The sequence below is a fragment of the Geodermatophilus sp. SYSU D00684 genome (assembly GCF_054050455.1).
Genome location: NZ_JBJGZI010000006.1, coordinates 54,211 through 66,479 on the forward strand (window position 1 = coordinate 54,211; position 12,269 = coordinate 66,479).

12 protein-coding genes are annotated in these 12,269 nt (G+C 75.8%); 4 read left to right on the forward strand and 8 right to left on the reverse strand.

The window, feature by feature from the left end:
- The first annotated feature begins 142 nt into the window (after positions 1-142).
- Positions 143-544 (forward strand): VOC family protein, encoded by a 402-nt coding sequence (locus ACI79L_RS05655; RefSeq protein ID WP_456935830.1) that lies wholly within the window; start codon positions 143-145, stop codon positions 542-544.
- On the opposite strand, the gene ACI79L_RS05660 is transcribed toward ACI79L_RS05655, so the two are convergent.
- On the reverse strand, positions 511-2,265 hold the full coding sequence (locus tag ACI79L_RS05660; RefSeq protein ID WP_456935831.1) for a proline--tRNA ligase: 1,755 nt from the start codon (positions 2,263-2,265) through the stop codon (positions 511-513). The two genes, ACI79L_RS05655 and ACI79L_RS05660, sit on opposite strands and share 34 nt — an antisense overlap.
- A 167-nt stretch (positions 2,266-2,432) precedes the next feature.
- Between ACI79L_RS05660 and ACI79L_RS05665 the strand changes: the two genes are divergently transcribed.
- On the forward strand, positions 2,433-2,993 hold the full coding sequence (locus ACI79L_RS05665) for a hypothetical protein (RefSeq protein WP_456935832.1): 561 nt from the start codon (positions 2,433-2,435) through the stop codon (positions 2,991-2,993).
- Positions 2,994-2,999: 6 nt separating this feature from the next.
- Here ACI79L_RS05665 and ACI79L_RS05670 read toward each other — a convergent pair whose 3' ends face one another.
- The 3 genes from ACI79L_RS05670 to ACI79L_RS05680 all read right to left on the reverse strand — a co-directional run bounded on the left by ACI79L_RS05670 (position 3,000) and on the right by ACI79L_RS05680 (position 6,104).
- Positions 3,000-4,082 (reverse strand): amidohydrolase family protein, encoded by a 1,083-nt coding sequence (locus ACI79L_RS05670; RefSeq protein ID WP_456935833.1) that lies wholly within the window; start codon positions 4,080-4,082, stop codon positions 3,000-3,002.
- Complete coding sequence (ffh, locus tag ACI79L_RS05675; protein ID WP_456935834.1) at positions 4,079-5,650, reverse strand: signal recognition particle protein; 1,572 nt, start codon at positions 5,648-5,650, stop codon at positions 4,079-4,081. Before ffh ends, ACI79L_RS05670 begins: the two co-directional genes overlap by 4 nt.
- A 148-nt stretch (positions 5,651-5,798) precedes the next feature.
- Entirely contained in the window at positions 5,799-6,104 is a 306-nt protein-coding gene (locus tag ACI79L_RS05680; RefSeq protein ID WP_456935835.1) for a helix-turn-helix transcriptional regulator, read from the reverse strand.
- Between the two features lie 192 nt (positions 6,105-6,296).
- On the opposite strand from ACI79L_RS05680, the gene ACI79L_RS05685 reads away from it, so the two are divergent.
- Positions 6,297-6,752, forward strand: coding sequence for a hypothetical protein (locus ACI79L_RS05685; RefSeq protein ID WP_456935836.1), 456 nt, complete (start codon positions 6,297-6,299; stop codon positions 6,750-6,752).
- Complete coding sequence (locus ACI79L_RS05690) at positions 6,749-7,792, forward strand: baeRF3 domain-containing protein (protein WP_456935837.1); 1,044 nt, start codon at positions 6,749-6,751, stop codon at positions 7,790-7,792. The genes ACI79L_RS05685 and ACI79L_RS05690 overlap by 4 nt, the downstream gene beginning before the upstream one ends.
- A 12-nt stretch (positions 7,793-7,804) precedes the next feature.
- Here the strand turns inward: ACI79L_RS05690 and ACI79L_RS05695 are convergent, their stop codons facing one another.
- The 4 genes from ACI79L_RS05695 to ACI79L_RS05710 all read right to left on the reverse strand — a co-directional run bounded on the left by ACI79L_RS05695 (position 7,805) and on the right by ACI79L_RS05710 (position 12,238).
- On the reverse strand, positions 7,805-8,011 hold the full coding sequence (locus tag ACI79L_RS05695) for a hypothetical protein (RefSeq protein ID WP_456935838.1): 207 nt from the start codon (positions 8,009-8,011) through the stop codon (positions 7,805-7,807).
- A gap of 88 nt (positions 8,012-8,099) precedes the next feature.
- Entirely contained in the window at positions 8,100-10,466 is a 2,367-nt protein-coding gene (locus ACI79L_RS05700) for a [protein-PII] uridylyltransferase (RefSeq protein WP_456935839.1), read from the reverse strand.
- 96 nt (positions 10,467-10,562) lie between these two features.
- Positions 10,563-10,901 carry a P-II family nitrogen regulator gene (locus ACI79L_RS05705; RefSeq protein ID WP_073421809.1) on the reverse strand — a complete coding sequence of 113 codons (339 nt, stop codon included), beginning with the start codon at positions 10,899-10,901 and terminating at the stop codon, positions 10,563-10,565.
- Positions 10,898-12,238, reverse strand: coding sequence for an ammonium transporter (locus ACI79L_RS05710; protein ID WP_456935840.1), 1,341 nt, complete (start codon positions 12,236-12,238; stop codon positions 10,898-10,900). Before ACI79L_RS05710 ends, ACI79L_RS05705 begins: the two co-directional genes overlap by 4 nt.
- Positions 12,239-12,269: the final 31 nt, after the last annotated feature.

Here is a 12,269-nt window from a genome sequence, read left to right on the forward strand (position 1 = left end):
CTCGAACGCTGTTCGTCGGTGCTCGCCGGACGGACGCGTGGGGTTACGCCGGGGCGGAGCCAGGGACACGGCCGGCGTCGGTGAGAGGGCCGCACACCGCCGTGTTCGACCGACCATGATGCCAGATGCCGGGAGGCGTGCCATGACCAGCCGGGGTCTGCTGCACCACGTCGAGCTGTGGGTGCCCGACCTGGCCCGCGCGGAGCGCTCGTGGGGCTGGCTGCTCACCGCGCTGGGCGCGGCGCCGTACCAGTCGTGGGAGCACGGCCGGTCCTGGCGGCTCGGCGACGTCTACGTCGTCGTCGAGCGGTCGCCGGACCTCGCCGCGGACACCCACGAGCGGCGCCGGCCGGGCCTCAACCACCTCGCCTTCCGGGCCGGCACCGCCGACGACCTCGACGCCCTGGTGGCCGCGGCGCCGGCGCACGGGTGGCGGCTGCTGTTCGCCGACCGCCACCCGTTCGCCGGCGGCCCGCAGCACCGGGCGGCCTACCTCGAGGACGCCGACGGCTACGAGGTCGAGCTGGTCTCCGACCGGACCTGAGCGAGCACCGCCGCGGCGGCGCCGGCCACCGGCACCTCCGACCGCTCCCCCGTCGCCCGGTCGCGCAGCTCGACGACGCCGTCGGCGAGCCCGCGGCCGACGGTCACGATGGTCGGCATCCCGAGCAGCTCGGCGTCCTTGAACTTCACCCCGGGCGACACCTTCGGCCGGTCGTCGTAGAGCACGGTCAGCCCGGCGGCGACCAGCTCGTCGGACAGCGCCTGCGCGGCCTCGAACACCGCGGCGTCCTTGCCGGTGGCGACGACGTGCACGTCGGCCGGGGCGATCTCGCGCGGCCAGACCAGGCCCAGCTCGTCGTGGGTGGACTCGGCGATCGCGGCGACGGCACGGGAGACGCCGATGCCGTAGGAGCCCATGGTGACGGTGACGAGCTTGCCGTTCTCGTCGAGCACCTGGAGGCCGAGGGCGTCGGCGTACTTGCGGCCCAGCTGGAAGATGTGCCCGATCTCCACGCCGCGGGCGAGCTCCAGCGGCCCGGAGCCGTCGGGCGCGGGGTCGCCGGGCAGCACCTCGGCGGCCTCGACGGTCCCGTCCCAGGAGAAGTCGCGCCCGGCCACCAGGTCGAACACGTGCCTGCCCGGCTCGTTGGCGCCGGTGACCCAGCGGGTGCCGGGGACGACGCGGGGGTCGACGAGGTAGCGGATGCCCGACTCGCTGTCCTTCCCGAGCACCTGCGGGCCGATGTAGCCCTTGACCAGCGCCGGGTGCGCCTCGAAGTCGGTGAACGGCTCCACCTCGGCCGGCGCCACCTGCGCCTCCAGCCGCTTGGCGTCGACCTCGCGGTCGCCGGGGATGCCGATCACCAGCGGCTCCCGGGTGCCGTCGGGGTGCACGAGCGTGACGACGACGTTCTTCAGCGTGGCGGCGGCCGTGTACCCGGCGTCGGGGAACAACTCCCGCGCGACGGCGACCAGCGTCTCGATGGTCGGGGTGTCGGGGGTGTCCTCGACGTGCGCCTCGGGCAGGCCCTCGATCGGCAGCGGCTCGGGGACGACGGTGCCGACCGCCTCGACGTTGGCCGCGTACCCGCCGGCCGAGCGGACGAAGGTGTCCTCGCCGATCTCGGTCGGGTGCAGGAACTCCTCGCTCTTGGAGCCGCCCATCGCGCCGGACATCGCCGAGACGATCACGTACTCGAGGCCCAGCCGGTCGAAGATCCGGACGTAGGCGGCGCGGTGCGCGGCGTAGGAGGCGTCGAGGCCCGCGTCGTCGACGTCGAAGGAGTAGCTGTCCTTCATCGTGAACTCGCGGGTGCGGAACAGCCCCGCCCGGGGCCGCGCCTCGTCCCGGTACTTGGTCTGGATCTGGTACAGCGACAGCGGCAGGTCCTTGTACGACGAGTACAGGTCCTTCACCAGGAGCGTGAACATCTCCTCGTGCGTGGGCCCGAGGAGGAAGTCCGCGCCCCGGCGGTCCTGCAGCCGGAAGAGGTTGGGGCCGTACTCGGTCCAGCGGTTGGTCGCCTCGTAGGGCTCGCGGGGCAGCAGCGCCGGGAAGTGCACCTCCTGCGCGCCCATCCGGTCCATCTCCTCGCGGACGACGCGCTCCACGTTGCGGAACACCCGGTAGCCCAGCGGCAGCCAGGTGAAGCCGCCCGGCGCGGCCCGGCGGATGTAGCCGGCCCGCACGAGCAGGCGGTGGCTCGGGACCTCGGCGTCGGCCGGGTCGTCGCGCAGGGTGCGCAGGAACAGGGAGGACATCCGCAACAGCACGACACGAGTCTCCCAGGGCGCGCGAACGGGTTGTGCCGCGCGGTCAGCCGCGCGCAAGGGCGGCGCAAGCACCGGCCGCGACCGTCGTCCCCAGCGAGCCGCCGACCGGCGGCCTCCCCCCGCCGACACCCGGCTCGAGCTCCCTGGAGTCCCCCGTGCGCACGCCCCGCCGCCTGGCCACCGCCGTCCTCGCCCTCACCGCCGGCGCCTCGCTGACCGCCTGCTCCACCGCGGTCAGCGGCTCGGCCACGCCCGTGTCGCGGTCCGCGGAGGCCTCGACCGAGCCGGCCGCACCGCCGGTGGAGGCCGGGGAGACCGAGCCCCTGACCGACCCCGCGCCGGAGACCGACAGCGTGCCCGCGGGCGACGACGACCTGCCGGTCCCCGGCGCCGGAGTCCCCGGCGACGAGGGCCTGTGCCAGGCGGTGGCCGGGTGGTTCGGCTACGTCGGCCTGTCGCTGATCTCGGTCGACGAGACCGGCTACGTCGACCCCGCCGGCGTCGTCCCGCTGCTCGAGGCGCTGCGCGACGCCCCGGCCGGCCACCGGGACGCCGGCGCACCCCTGCTCGCCGCCGCCGACGCCGTCTCCGCGGCCACCGACGCCGCGATCGACGACGTGCAGTCCGGCGGTGACGTCATCACCGCGGTCACCGACCTGACCGGCCCGGTCACCGGGTTCGGCACCGCCTGCGCCGCCGCCGGCGTCGACGTCTGACCGCGCTCAGACGACCCGGCCGCGCAGCACGGTGAGCCGCGGCCGGGTCAGGACGCCGAGGTCGGCGCGCGGGTCGGCGTCGTAGACCGTGAGGTCGGCCGGCGCCCCCTCCTCGATGCCGGGCAGGCCCAGCCAGGCGCGCGCGGACCACGACGCCGCGGCCAGCGCCGCCTCGGCGGGCAGCCCGGCCTCGCACAGCGCACGGACCTCGTCGGCGATCCGGCCGTGCTCGATGCCACCGCCGGCGTCGGTGCCGGCGAACACCGGCACCCCGGCCTCGAACGCCGCCCGCACCACCGCGCCCGAGGACGCGTACAGCCGCCGCATCGTGCTCGCGTACGCCGGGAACCTGGCCTCCCCCGCCGCCGCGAACCCGGGGAAGTTCTCCACGTTGACCAGCGTCGGGACGACGGCGGTGCCGCGGGCGGCCATCTCGGCGATGAGGTCCTCGGTGAGCCCGGTGCCGTGCTCGATGCAGTCGATGCCGGCGCGGATCAGGTCGGGCAGCGCGTCGGTGCCGAAGGTGTGCGCGGTGACCCGCGCGCCCTCCTCGTGCGCCGCCGCGATGGCAGCGGCCACGACGTCGGCCGGCCACTCCGGCGCGAGGTCGCCGGCCGACCGGTCGATCCAGTCCCCGACCAGCTTCACCCAGCCGTCGCCGCGGCGGGCCTGCACCCGCACCTGCTCGACCAGCCCGGCCGGCTCCAGCTCCACCGCCAGGCCCGGGATGTAGCGCCGGGTCGCGGCCAGGTGCCGGCCGGCGCGGACGATCGTCGGCAGGTCGGGCTCGTCGTCCAGCGCCCGGGTGTCCACCGGCGAGCCGCAGTCGCGCAGCGCCAGCACCCCGGCGGCCCGCTCGGCCAGCGCCTGCTCGCGCAGCCCGGCGAGGTCCTCGACGGGGACCCCGCCGCGGCCGATGCCCACGTGGCAGTGCGCGTCGACCAGGCCGGGCAGCAGCCAGCCGCCGCGGGAGACGGTCTCGGCGCCCGGGACCCGCTCGAAGGTGACCCGGCCGTCGCGGACCCACAGGTCGCGGTGCTCGCCCTCGGGGAGGACGACCCCGGACAGGTGCAGGGAGGGGGCGGTCACCGCCCGGGCCGCTCGTCCCCGAACTTGCCGAAGTCGAGCTTGGACAGGTCCGGCAGCGCCTGGCCCGGCGGCAGCGAGGGCATGCCGCCCGGCAGGCCGCCGGGGAAGCCGGCGCCCGGGGGCAGGCCCGGGGCGCCCATCGGCCGGCGGGCCGGGGCCTTGCCGCCGCCCTTGCCCTTCTTGCCCTTGCCCTTCTTCGAGGACTGGGCCTGCATCTGCCGGCCGCGCGCCTTCTTCGACATCGGGCCCATGCCCGGCAGGCCCATGCTGCCGGCCATCTGGCCCATCATCTTCTGGGCCTGCGCGAAGCGCTCCAGCAGCTGGTTGACCTCGGTGACCGTCACGCCCGAGCCGTTGGCGATGCGCACCCGCCGCGACGCGTTGATGATCTTCGAGTCCACCCGCTCCTGCGGGGTCATCGAGCGGATGATCGCCGCGGTGCGGTCCAGGTCGCGGTCGTCGACCTGCTTGAGCTGCTCCTTCATCGCGCCCGCGCCGGGCAGCATGCCGAGCAGGTTGGCGATCGGGCCCATCTTGCGGATGGCCATCATCTGCTCGAGGAAGTCCTCGAGGGTGAAGCCCTCGCGACTGACGAGCTTGCCGGCCATCTTCTCGGCCTGCTCGGCGTCGAAGGCCTGCTCGGCCTGCTCGATGAGGGTGAGCACGTCGCCCATGCCGAGGATGCGCGAGGCCATCCGCTCGGGGTGGAAGACGTCGAAGTCGGTGAGCTTCTCGCCGGTGGAGGCGAACATGATCGGCTGCCCGGTCACGTAGCGGACCGAGAGCGCGGCACCACCGCGGGCGTCGCCGTCGAGCTTGGTGAGCACGACGCCGGAGAAGCCGACGCCGTCGCGGAAGGCCTCGGCGGTGGTGACGGCGTCCTGGCCGATCATCGCGTCGACGACGAACAGCGTCTCGTCCGGCTGGACGGCGTCGCGGATGCCGGCGGCCTGCGCCATCAGCTCGGCGTCGATGCCCAGCCGGCCGGCGGTGTCGACGACGACGACGTCGTGCATCGTGCGGCGGGCGTGCTCGATGGAGTCGGCGGCCACCCGGATCGGGTCGCCGACGCCGTTGCCCGGCTCCGGCGCGTAGACGTCGACCCCGGCCTGGCCGGCGACGATCGTGAGCTGGTTGACCGCGTTGGGGCGCTGCAGGTCGCAGGCCACGAGCAGCGGCGTGTGGCCCTGGGACTTCAGCCAGCGGCCGAGCTTGCCGGCCAGCGTGGTCTTACCGGAGCCCTGCAGACCGGCGAGCATGATCACCGTGGGCGAGGTCTTGGCGTAGCGCAGCCGCCGGGTCTCCCCGCCGAGGATCTCGACGAGCTCCTCGTTGACGATCTTGATGACCTGCTGGGCCGGGTTGAGCGCCTGCGACACCGCGGCGCCGCGCGCCCGCTCCTTGATCGCGGCGATGAAGGCGCGTACCACCGGCAGCGCGACGTCGGCCTCCAGGAGCGCGATGCGGATCTCGCGCGCGGTGGCGTCGATGTCGGCGTCGGTCAGCCGGCCCTTGCCCCGCAGGCCGGTGAAGACCTTGTCGAGGCGGTCGGAGAGGGTCTCGAACACAGCACGTCCTCGTCGGGTGTCGCGGGCACGGCCCGCCGGTCAGACCGACCGGCGACACGGCACGGACCCGGACGGGTCCTCGCGCCTCCTGCCTCCAGCGTATCGACCGCAGCGCACCGACCGGTCCCGCCGCGACCGGTGCCGCCCGTCAGCCCCGCGAGGAGGCGGCGTCCCCGAGCACCAGGGCGAGGAAGTCGCCCGTGCGGACGTGCTCCTCGAGCGGGTGGCGGAAGCGCCCGTCGAGGGCCACCGTGTAGCGGTTGCGCCGGCCCACCCGCTCGCGGACGACGTAGCCGGCCTCCTCGAGGTCGGCGACGATCATCTGGACCGCCCGCTCGGTGATGCCGACGCGCTCGGCCACGTCCCGGACGCGGGCCTCCGGGTCGGCCGCCAGGCTCACCAGGACGTGTCCGTGGTTGGACAGGAAGGTCCACCCGGGTGAGGAGACGGCCACGGGCAGCACCGTACGCGGGCCCCGTCCCCGCCCGCCCGGCTTGTACCCGAAAAGAATTGCACGTATCGTGCTTCGCGCGAGGGGAGTACCCGACCGCATCCGCGAAGCCGCCGCCCGTCAGTCCCGGCTCCTGCCCGGGCGCGGCCGGTCCTCCGGGACCGGGGGAGACCTCGCCGGACCGTGGGAGTCGCCGTGACCACCCTCGACCTCGCCCCACCGACCACCTCCCCCCGGCCGGGCGTCCCGGCGCCCGCCGGAGCCCGCACCCTCGCACCGGCCGGGGGCAGCCCGTCCCGGCTGCTGGCCGTCGTCACCGGCCGCGAGGGGGCGCTCGCCGTCCTCGACGAGGCGCACCGCACCGCCCGGGAGACCGGCCTGGAGGTGCACACCGCCCTGCTCCTCCCCCGGGTGCCCGTCACCCTCGACGCCTCGCTCGTGGCGCGGCTGGTCGAGGAGGCCGGCCGGGAGGAGACCGAACTGGTCACCCTGGTGGCCCAGCGCGCGGCCGCCGCCGGCGTCCCGGTGCGGATCGGCGTCCACCGGCTGCCCGGCCTGCGCGGCCGCCGCCGGGAGCGGGTCCTCGACCGTGCCGTCGCCCGCCTGGCCCGGCGGCTGGACGCCGTGCCGCTGGGCTGGCCGGCGCCGTGACGGCCACCCGGGCCCGGATCGAGTGGCCCTCCCCCGGGCAGGTGCTCCTCCTGCAGTCGGTCCGCGCCGACCGGTGCGTGTCCCTGCTGATGGCGACGACCCCGGCGCCCCGCATGACCGACGACGACGCCCGTCGCCTGCAGCGCCTGGCCGCCCAGGCCGCGGACCGGCTGACCCGCGACGGCGCACACCCGCCCCTGGCCGACGCCGTGGCCGGGGCGGTGACCGCCGCGCGGCACGGTCCCACCGGGGCGGGGATCGCCGTCTACGTGAACGGCGTGGTGCGGGAGGTGGTGCGCCTGCCGGTGCCCGTCGCCGACCGCGTCGTCGTGGACCCCACCTTCGCCACCCGCGACCTGGTCCGCGCCCTGCACCGCACGCCGCGGCACGTCGTCCTGCTGCTGTCGGGCCGGGAGGCGCGGCTGCTCGAGGGCGTCGCCGGCGAGCTGCGGCCGCCGCCGCGGTCGGCGTTCCCGCTCACGGCGCGGGACGAGGACGCCGACGCCTTCCTGCGCCGGGTCGACCGGGCGCTGGGGACCCACCTGCGGCTGCACCCGGCACCGCTGGTCCTGGTGGGCGGTGGGCGCGCGACGGCCCGCTTCCGCCGGCTGTCGCGGAACACCGCCCGGCTGGCCGGGACGGTCCCCGCCGACCTGACCCGCGCCCCCCTCCCGGTGCTCGCGCCGCGGATCCGGGAGGTGCTCGAGGAGTACCTGCTGTCCCGTCAGGGCGAGGCGCTGGCCCACCTGGAGCGGCGGCGCTCCCGGCATGCGGTCGTCGAGGGCATCGACGCGGCCTGGCTGGCCGCCCGGCGGGAGCGGCCGGAGATGCTCGCCGTCGAGGAGGGGTTCACCCACCCGGCCCGCCTGAGCCCCGACGGCGACTTCCTCCTGCCCGCGGGCGACGTCGAGCACCCCGACGTGGTCGACGACGTGGTGGACGAGCTCATCGAGCTGGTCCTGCTCCGCGGCGGGTGGATCGCGTTCGTGACCGACGGCGCGCTGTCCGCCTCCGGCCGGGTGGCGCTCACCCTCCGGTGAGGTGGTCCCTCGTCAGGCCGCGCGCCGCACCGCCGCCCCGGCGACGACCCCGGCCCCGCCGACCAGGAGCGCGCCGCCGCAGCCGGTGCAGATCCACTCCGGGCACTCGCCGCCGTCGTCGGTGTGCCCGTCCGCGCACGGCGGCTGCTCGAACACGCGGTCCTCGCCGCAGTCCCGGCACGGCCAGGTCTGCAGGGCTGCGGTCTGCTGGACGGTCACCCGGATCCCCCTCGGCGTCGGGTTGCGGGACCGGTCCGTCCCGCCTCGACCCGACGGTCGCACGGGGCACCGACGGTTCCGGTCCGCCTCAGCCCGGCGTGTCGCCGCCGGTGCGGGCCGGGTCGGGGACGGCACCGCGCGCCGCGGCCACCAGCGCCGCCTCGACGCGGGCCCGCTGCCCGGCGTCGATCGGGCAGCCGGTGGGGCTGCAGACGTAGAAGTAGTCGGCGGCGTCGGCCCCGAGGGTCTCGATCCGCGCGGAGGTGACGTCGAGACCCTCGGCGGCGAGCGCGGCGGTGAGCCGGTACAGCAGGCCCGCCCGGTCGCCGGCGCGCACCTCGACGATGCCGGTCGCCTCGCCGCTGACCTCCGAGTCGTGCCAGGAGATCCGCGGCGGCGCGGACCGGGCGGCGTCCTGCCGGTAGTCGGCCTCCCGCTGGCGCAGCCGGTCGGCCAGCGGCAGCGTCCCCTCCAGGGCGGCACGGACGGCGTCGGCCAGGATCGTCGGCTGCGGCGCGCGGCCGAACCGCGGGCGGACGGCGAACACCGCGGTCGCCCGGCCCTCGACGACGTTCACCTTCGCCGCGCGGACGTCGAGCTGGTTGAGCGCGAGCACCCCCGCGAGCCGGCTGAACAGGCCGTGCGCGTCGGGCGCCCCGATGGTCACCTGCTGGCCGTCGGCGACGTCCTCGACCCCCACGGTGACCGCGCCGTCGCCGCCGGCCTGGGTGACCGTCGGCTCGGTGGGGTGCAGCACGGGGTCGGGCCCGTCGACCACGGTGCCGCCGAGGTGCGCCTGCACGCGCGCCACGAGGTGCGCGACCAGGTGGGCCTTCCACGGCGACCACGCCGAGGTGCTGGTGGCCGCGCCGTCGGCCTGCGCCAGCGCGTGCAGCAGCTGCAGGACCTGGGCGTCGCGGCCGATCGTGTCGGCGACCCGCTCGATGGTGGCGGGGTCGTCGATGTCGCGGCGGGTGGCGGTGTCGGGCAGCAGCAGGTGGTGGCGGACCAGCGTGCCCACGGTGGCGACGTCGGCCGGCGTGAAGCCCATGCGCTCGGCGACGCGGGCGGCGATCGACTCCCCGACGACGCTGTGGTCGCCGGGCCAGCCCTTGCCGACGTCGTGCAGCAGCGCCGCGACCAGCAGCAGGTCGGGCCGGTCGACGTCGTGGGTGAGCTCGGCGGCGGCCGCGGCGGCCTCGACCAGGTGCCGGTCGACGGTGAACCGGTGCCACGGGTGGCGCTGCGGCAGCGACCGCACCCGGTCCCACTCCGGCAGCAGCCGGGCCAGCAGGCCCTCCTGGTCCAGCTGCTCGAGGACCGGCACCGCGGCGCGGCCGCTGGCCAGCAGCCGCAGGAACCACCAGCGGACCTCGGCCGGCCACGGCTCGGGCACCGGCGGCGAGTGCACCGCGAGCACCTTGAGCGTGTAGGGCGACAGCAGCAGGTCGGCCCGGGCGGCGGCCGCGGCGCCGCGCAGCACCAGGCCGGGGTCGGCGGCCGGGCGGGCGTCGCGGGCGAGCACCACCTCGTCGCCCTGGCGCACCACGCCCTCGGCCAGCGGCTCGCGGCGCACCCGGCGGTAGCGGGTGCGCGGCCGCCGGACCAGCGCGGCCTCCACCCGGCGCCAGGTGTCGTCGGCGACGAAGGCCAGCCGGCGCCCGGCCAGGCTCACCTCGCGCAGCAGCACGTCCTCGTCGGCGAGCCCGAGCGCCGCGGCGACCGGGCGCTGCTCCTGGCGCACGAGGACGTCGGTGGGCCGGCCCGAGCGGAGGCGCAGCTCGTCGCGGACGTCGAGCAGGAAGGAGTAGGCCGCCTCGGCCTCGGCGGTGGGCTCGTCGCCGAGCTGGGCGGCGGCGACCGCGCGCAGCACCTGGCCCTCGCGCAGGCCGCCGTAGGCCTCCTTGAGGTCGGGCTCGAGCAGGAAGGCCAGCTCGCCGACCTGGCGGGCGCGGCCGCGGCGCAGGTCGCGCAGCTGCGGCAGCAGCTTCGACGCCGACTGCCGCCAGCTGGCCAGCGTGGCGGTGCGCAGCGACGCGGCGAGGGCCGCGTCGCCGGCGACCAGCCGCGCGTCGAGCAGCCCGAGGCCGGCCTTCACGTCGGTGGAGGCCACCGACACGGCCTCGGCGACCGAGCGCACCGAGTGGTCCAGCCGGACGCCGGCGTCCCAGATCGGGTACCAGACGGCGTCGGCGAGGGCGGCGACCTCCGGCCGGCCGTCGTGGACCAGCACGAGGTCCAGGTCGCCGTGCGGGGGCGGCTCGCGCCGGCCGAGGCTGCCCACGGCAACCAGCGCGACGCCGTCGGTGCCGGTCCGCGGCGGCGGACCCCCGCGGCCCGGCCGCGGGGGCGGCGTGCCGGCCACGGCGTCGGCCAGCAGGCCGCCCAGCCAGGCGTCGAGCACCCGCACCCGCTCGGCGCGCGGCAGCTCGGGCAGCGACCCCAGGTCCGGCACGGTCTCCCCCTCGGTCAGCGGTTCGGGAACGGCGTCGGCCGGGGCGGTGGTCCTCCCACCACCCCGGCCGACGGACGGGCTCCGGTCGGGACCCGGCTAGAGCGCGTCCTCGCCGCGCTCGCCGGTCCGGACCCGCACGATCTCGTCGATCGTGGTGACCCAGACCTTGCCGTCGCCGATCTGGCCGGTGGAGGCCGACTCGACGACGGCGTCCACCACGCGGGCGGCCTCGATCTCACCGACGACGACCTCGATGCGGACCTTCGGGACGAAGTCCACCTGGTACTCGGCGCCGCGGTAGACCTCGGTGTGGCCGCGCTGGCGGCCGAAGCCCTGGACCTCGCTGACGGTGAGCCCGGTGATCCCGATCAGCTCGAGGGCGTTCTTCACGTCGTCGAGCTTGAACGGCTTGATGATGGCGGTGACGAGCTTCATGCCCGGACCCCTTCCGTGGTCTTCGGGGTGGTGGCCTGGTGGAGGGCGGACCCGCTGCCGCCCCCGAGGCTGGTGAAGTCGTACCCGGACTCGGCGTGGACGACGGTGTCGATCCCGGCGACCTCGTCCTCCTCGCTGATCCGGAAGCCCATCACGGCCTTGACGACCGCGGCGATCACCAGCGTCAGGACGAAGGAGAACACGAGCACCGCGACGGCGCCGACGGCCTGCCGCCACAGCTGGTCGACACCGCCACCGTAGAAGAGCCCGTCGACACCGGCCGGCGCGTCGGCGGTGGCGAGGAACCCGACGGCGAGGGTGCCCCAGAGGCCGCCGACCAGGTGGACGCCGACGACGTCGAGCGAGTCGTCGTAGCCGAGGCGGTACTTCAGCCCGACGGCGAGGGCGCACAGCGCACCGGCGACGAGGCCCACGACGATGCTGCCGACCGGCGAGAGCGACGAGCAGGCCGGGGTGATGGCGACCAGGCCGGCGACGGCCCCGGAGGCCGCGCCCAGCGACGTGGCGTGCCCGTCGCGGACCTTCTCCGTGGCGAGCCAGCCGAGGACAGCGGCGCCGGTGGCGGCGAGGGTGTTGACCCAGACGACGGCGGCGGTGTTGTTGGCCGCGAGCGCGGAGCCGGCGTTGAAGCCGAACCAGCCGAACCACAGCAGGCCGGCGCCGAGCATGACCAGCGGCAGGTTGTGCGGGCGCATCGCCTCGCGGCCGAAGCCGCGCCGCCTGCCGAGCACCAGGGCGAGCGCCAGGCCCGCCGCACCGGCGTTGATGTGCACCGCGGTGCCGCCGGCGAAGTCGATCGCCGCCAGGTCGTTGGCGATCCAGCCGCCGGTGTGGGTGACCACGCCGTCGTCGTCGGTGAGGGTGAAGTCGAAGACCCAGTGGGCGACCGGGAAGTAGACGACGGTGGCCCACAGGCCGGCGAAGACCATCCAGGAGCCGAACTTGGCCCGGTCGGCGATGGCGCCGGAGATCAGGGCGACGGTGATGATCGCGAAGACGGCCTGGAAGCCGACGAAGGCCATCGACGGCAGGCCGCCGGCCTCGCTGGTCGTGTCCTCCATGAGGCCCTTGAGGCCGAAGAACTCGCCCGGGTCGCCCAGCAGGCCGGCACCGACGTCGTCGCCGAAGGCGACGGAGTAGCCGTAGAGCACCCAGAGCACGGTGATGAGCGCCAGCGCGCCGAAGCTCATCATCATCATGTTGAGCACGCTCTTCGCGCGGACCATGCCGCCGTAGAAGAGCGCGAGGCCCGGCGTCATCAACAGCACGAGAGCCGCGCTGGTGAGGATCCAGGCGGTGTCGCCGGTGTTGACCACGGCAACCTCCTGAGGTGGGTCGTGGGCCGTC

Bases quoted from the DNA above. Each gene is read 5' to 3' on its own strand.
- ACI79L_RS05655 (WP_456935830.1), top strand. From the start codon at position 143: ATGACCAGCCGGGGTCTGCTGCACCACGTCGAGCTGTGGGTGCCCGAC.
- ACI79L_RS05660 (WP_456935831.1), bottom strand. From the start codon at position 2,265: ATGTCCTCCCTGTTCCTGCGCACCCTGCGCGACGACCCGGCCGACGCC.
- ACI79L_RS05705 (WP_073421809.1), bottom strand. From the start codon at position 10,901: ATGAAGCTCGTCACCGCCATCATCAAGCCGTTCAAGCTCGACGACGTG.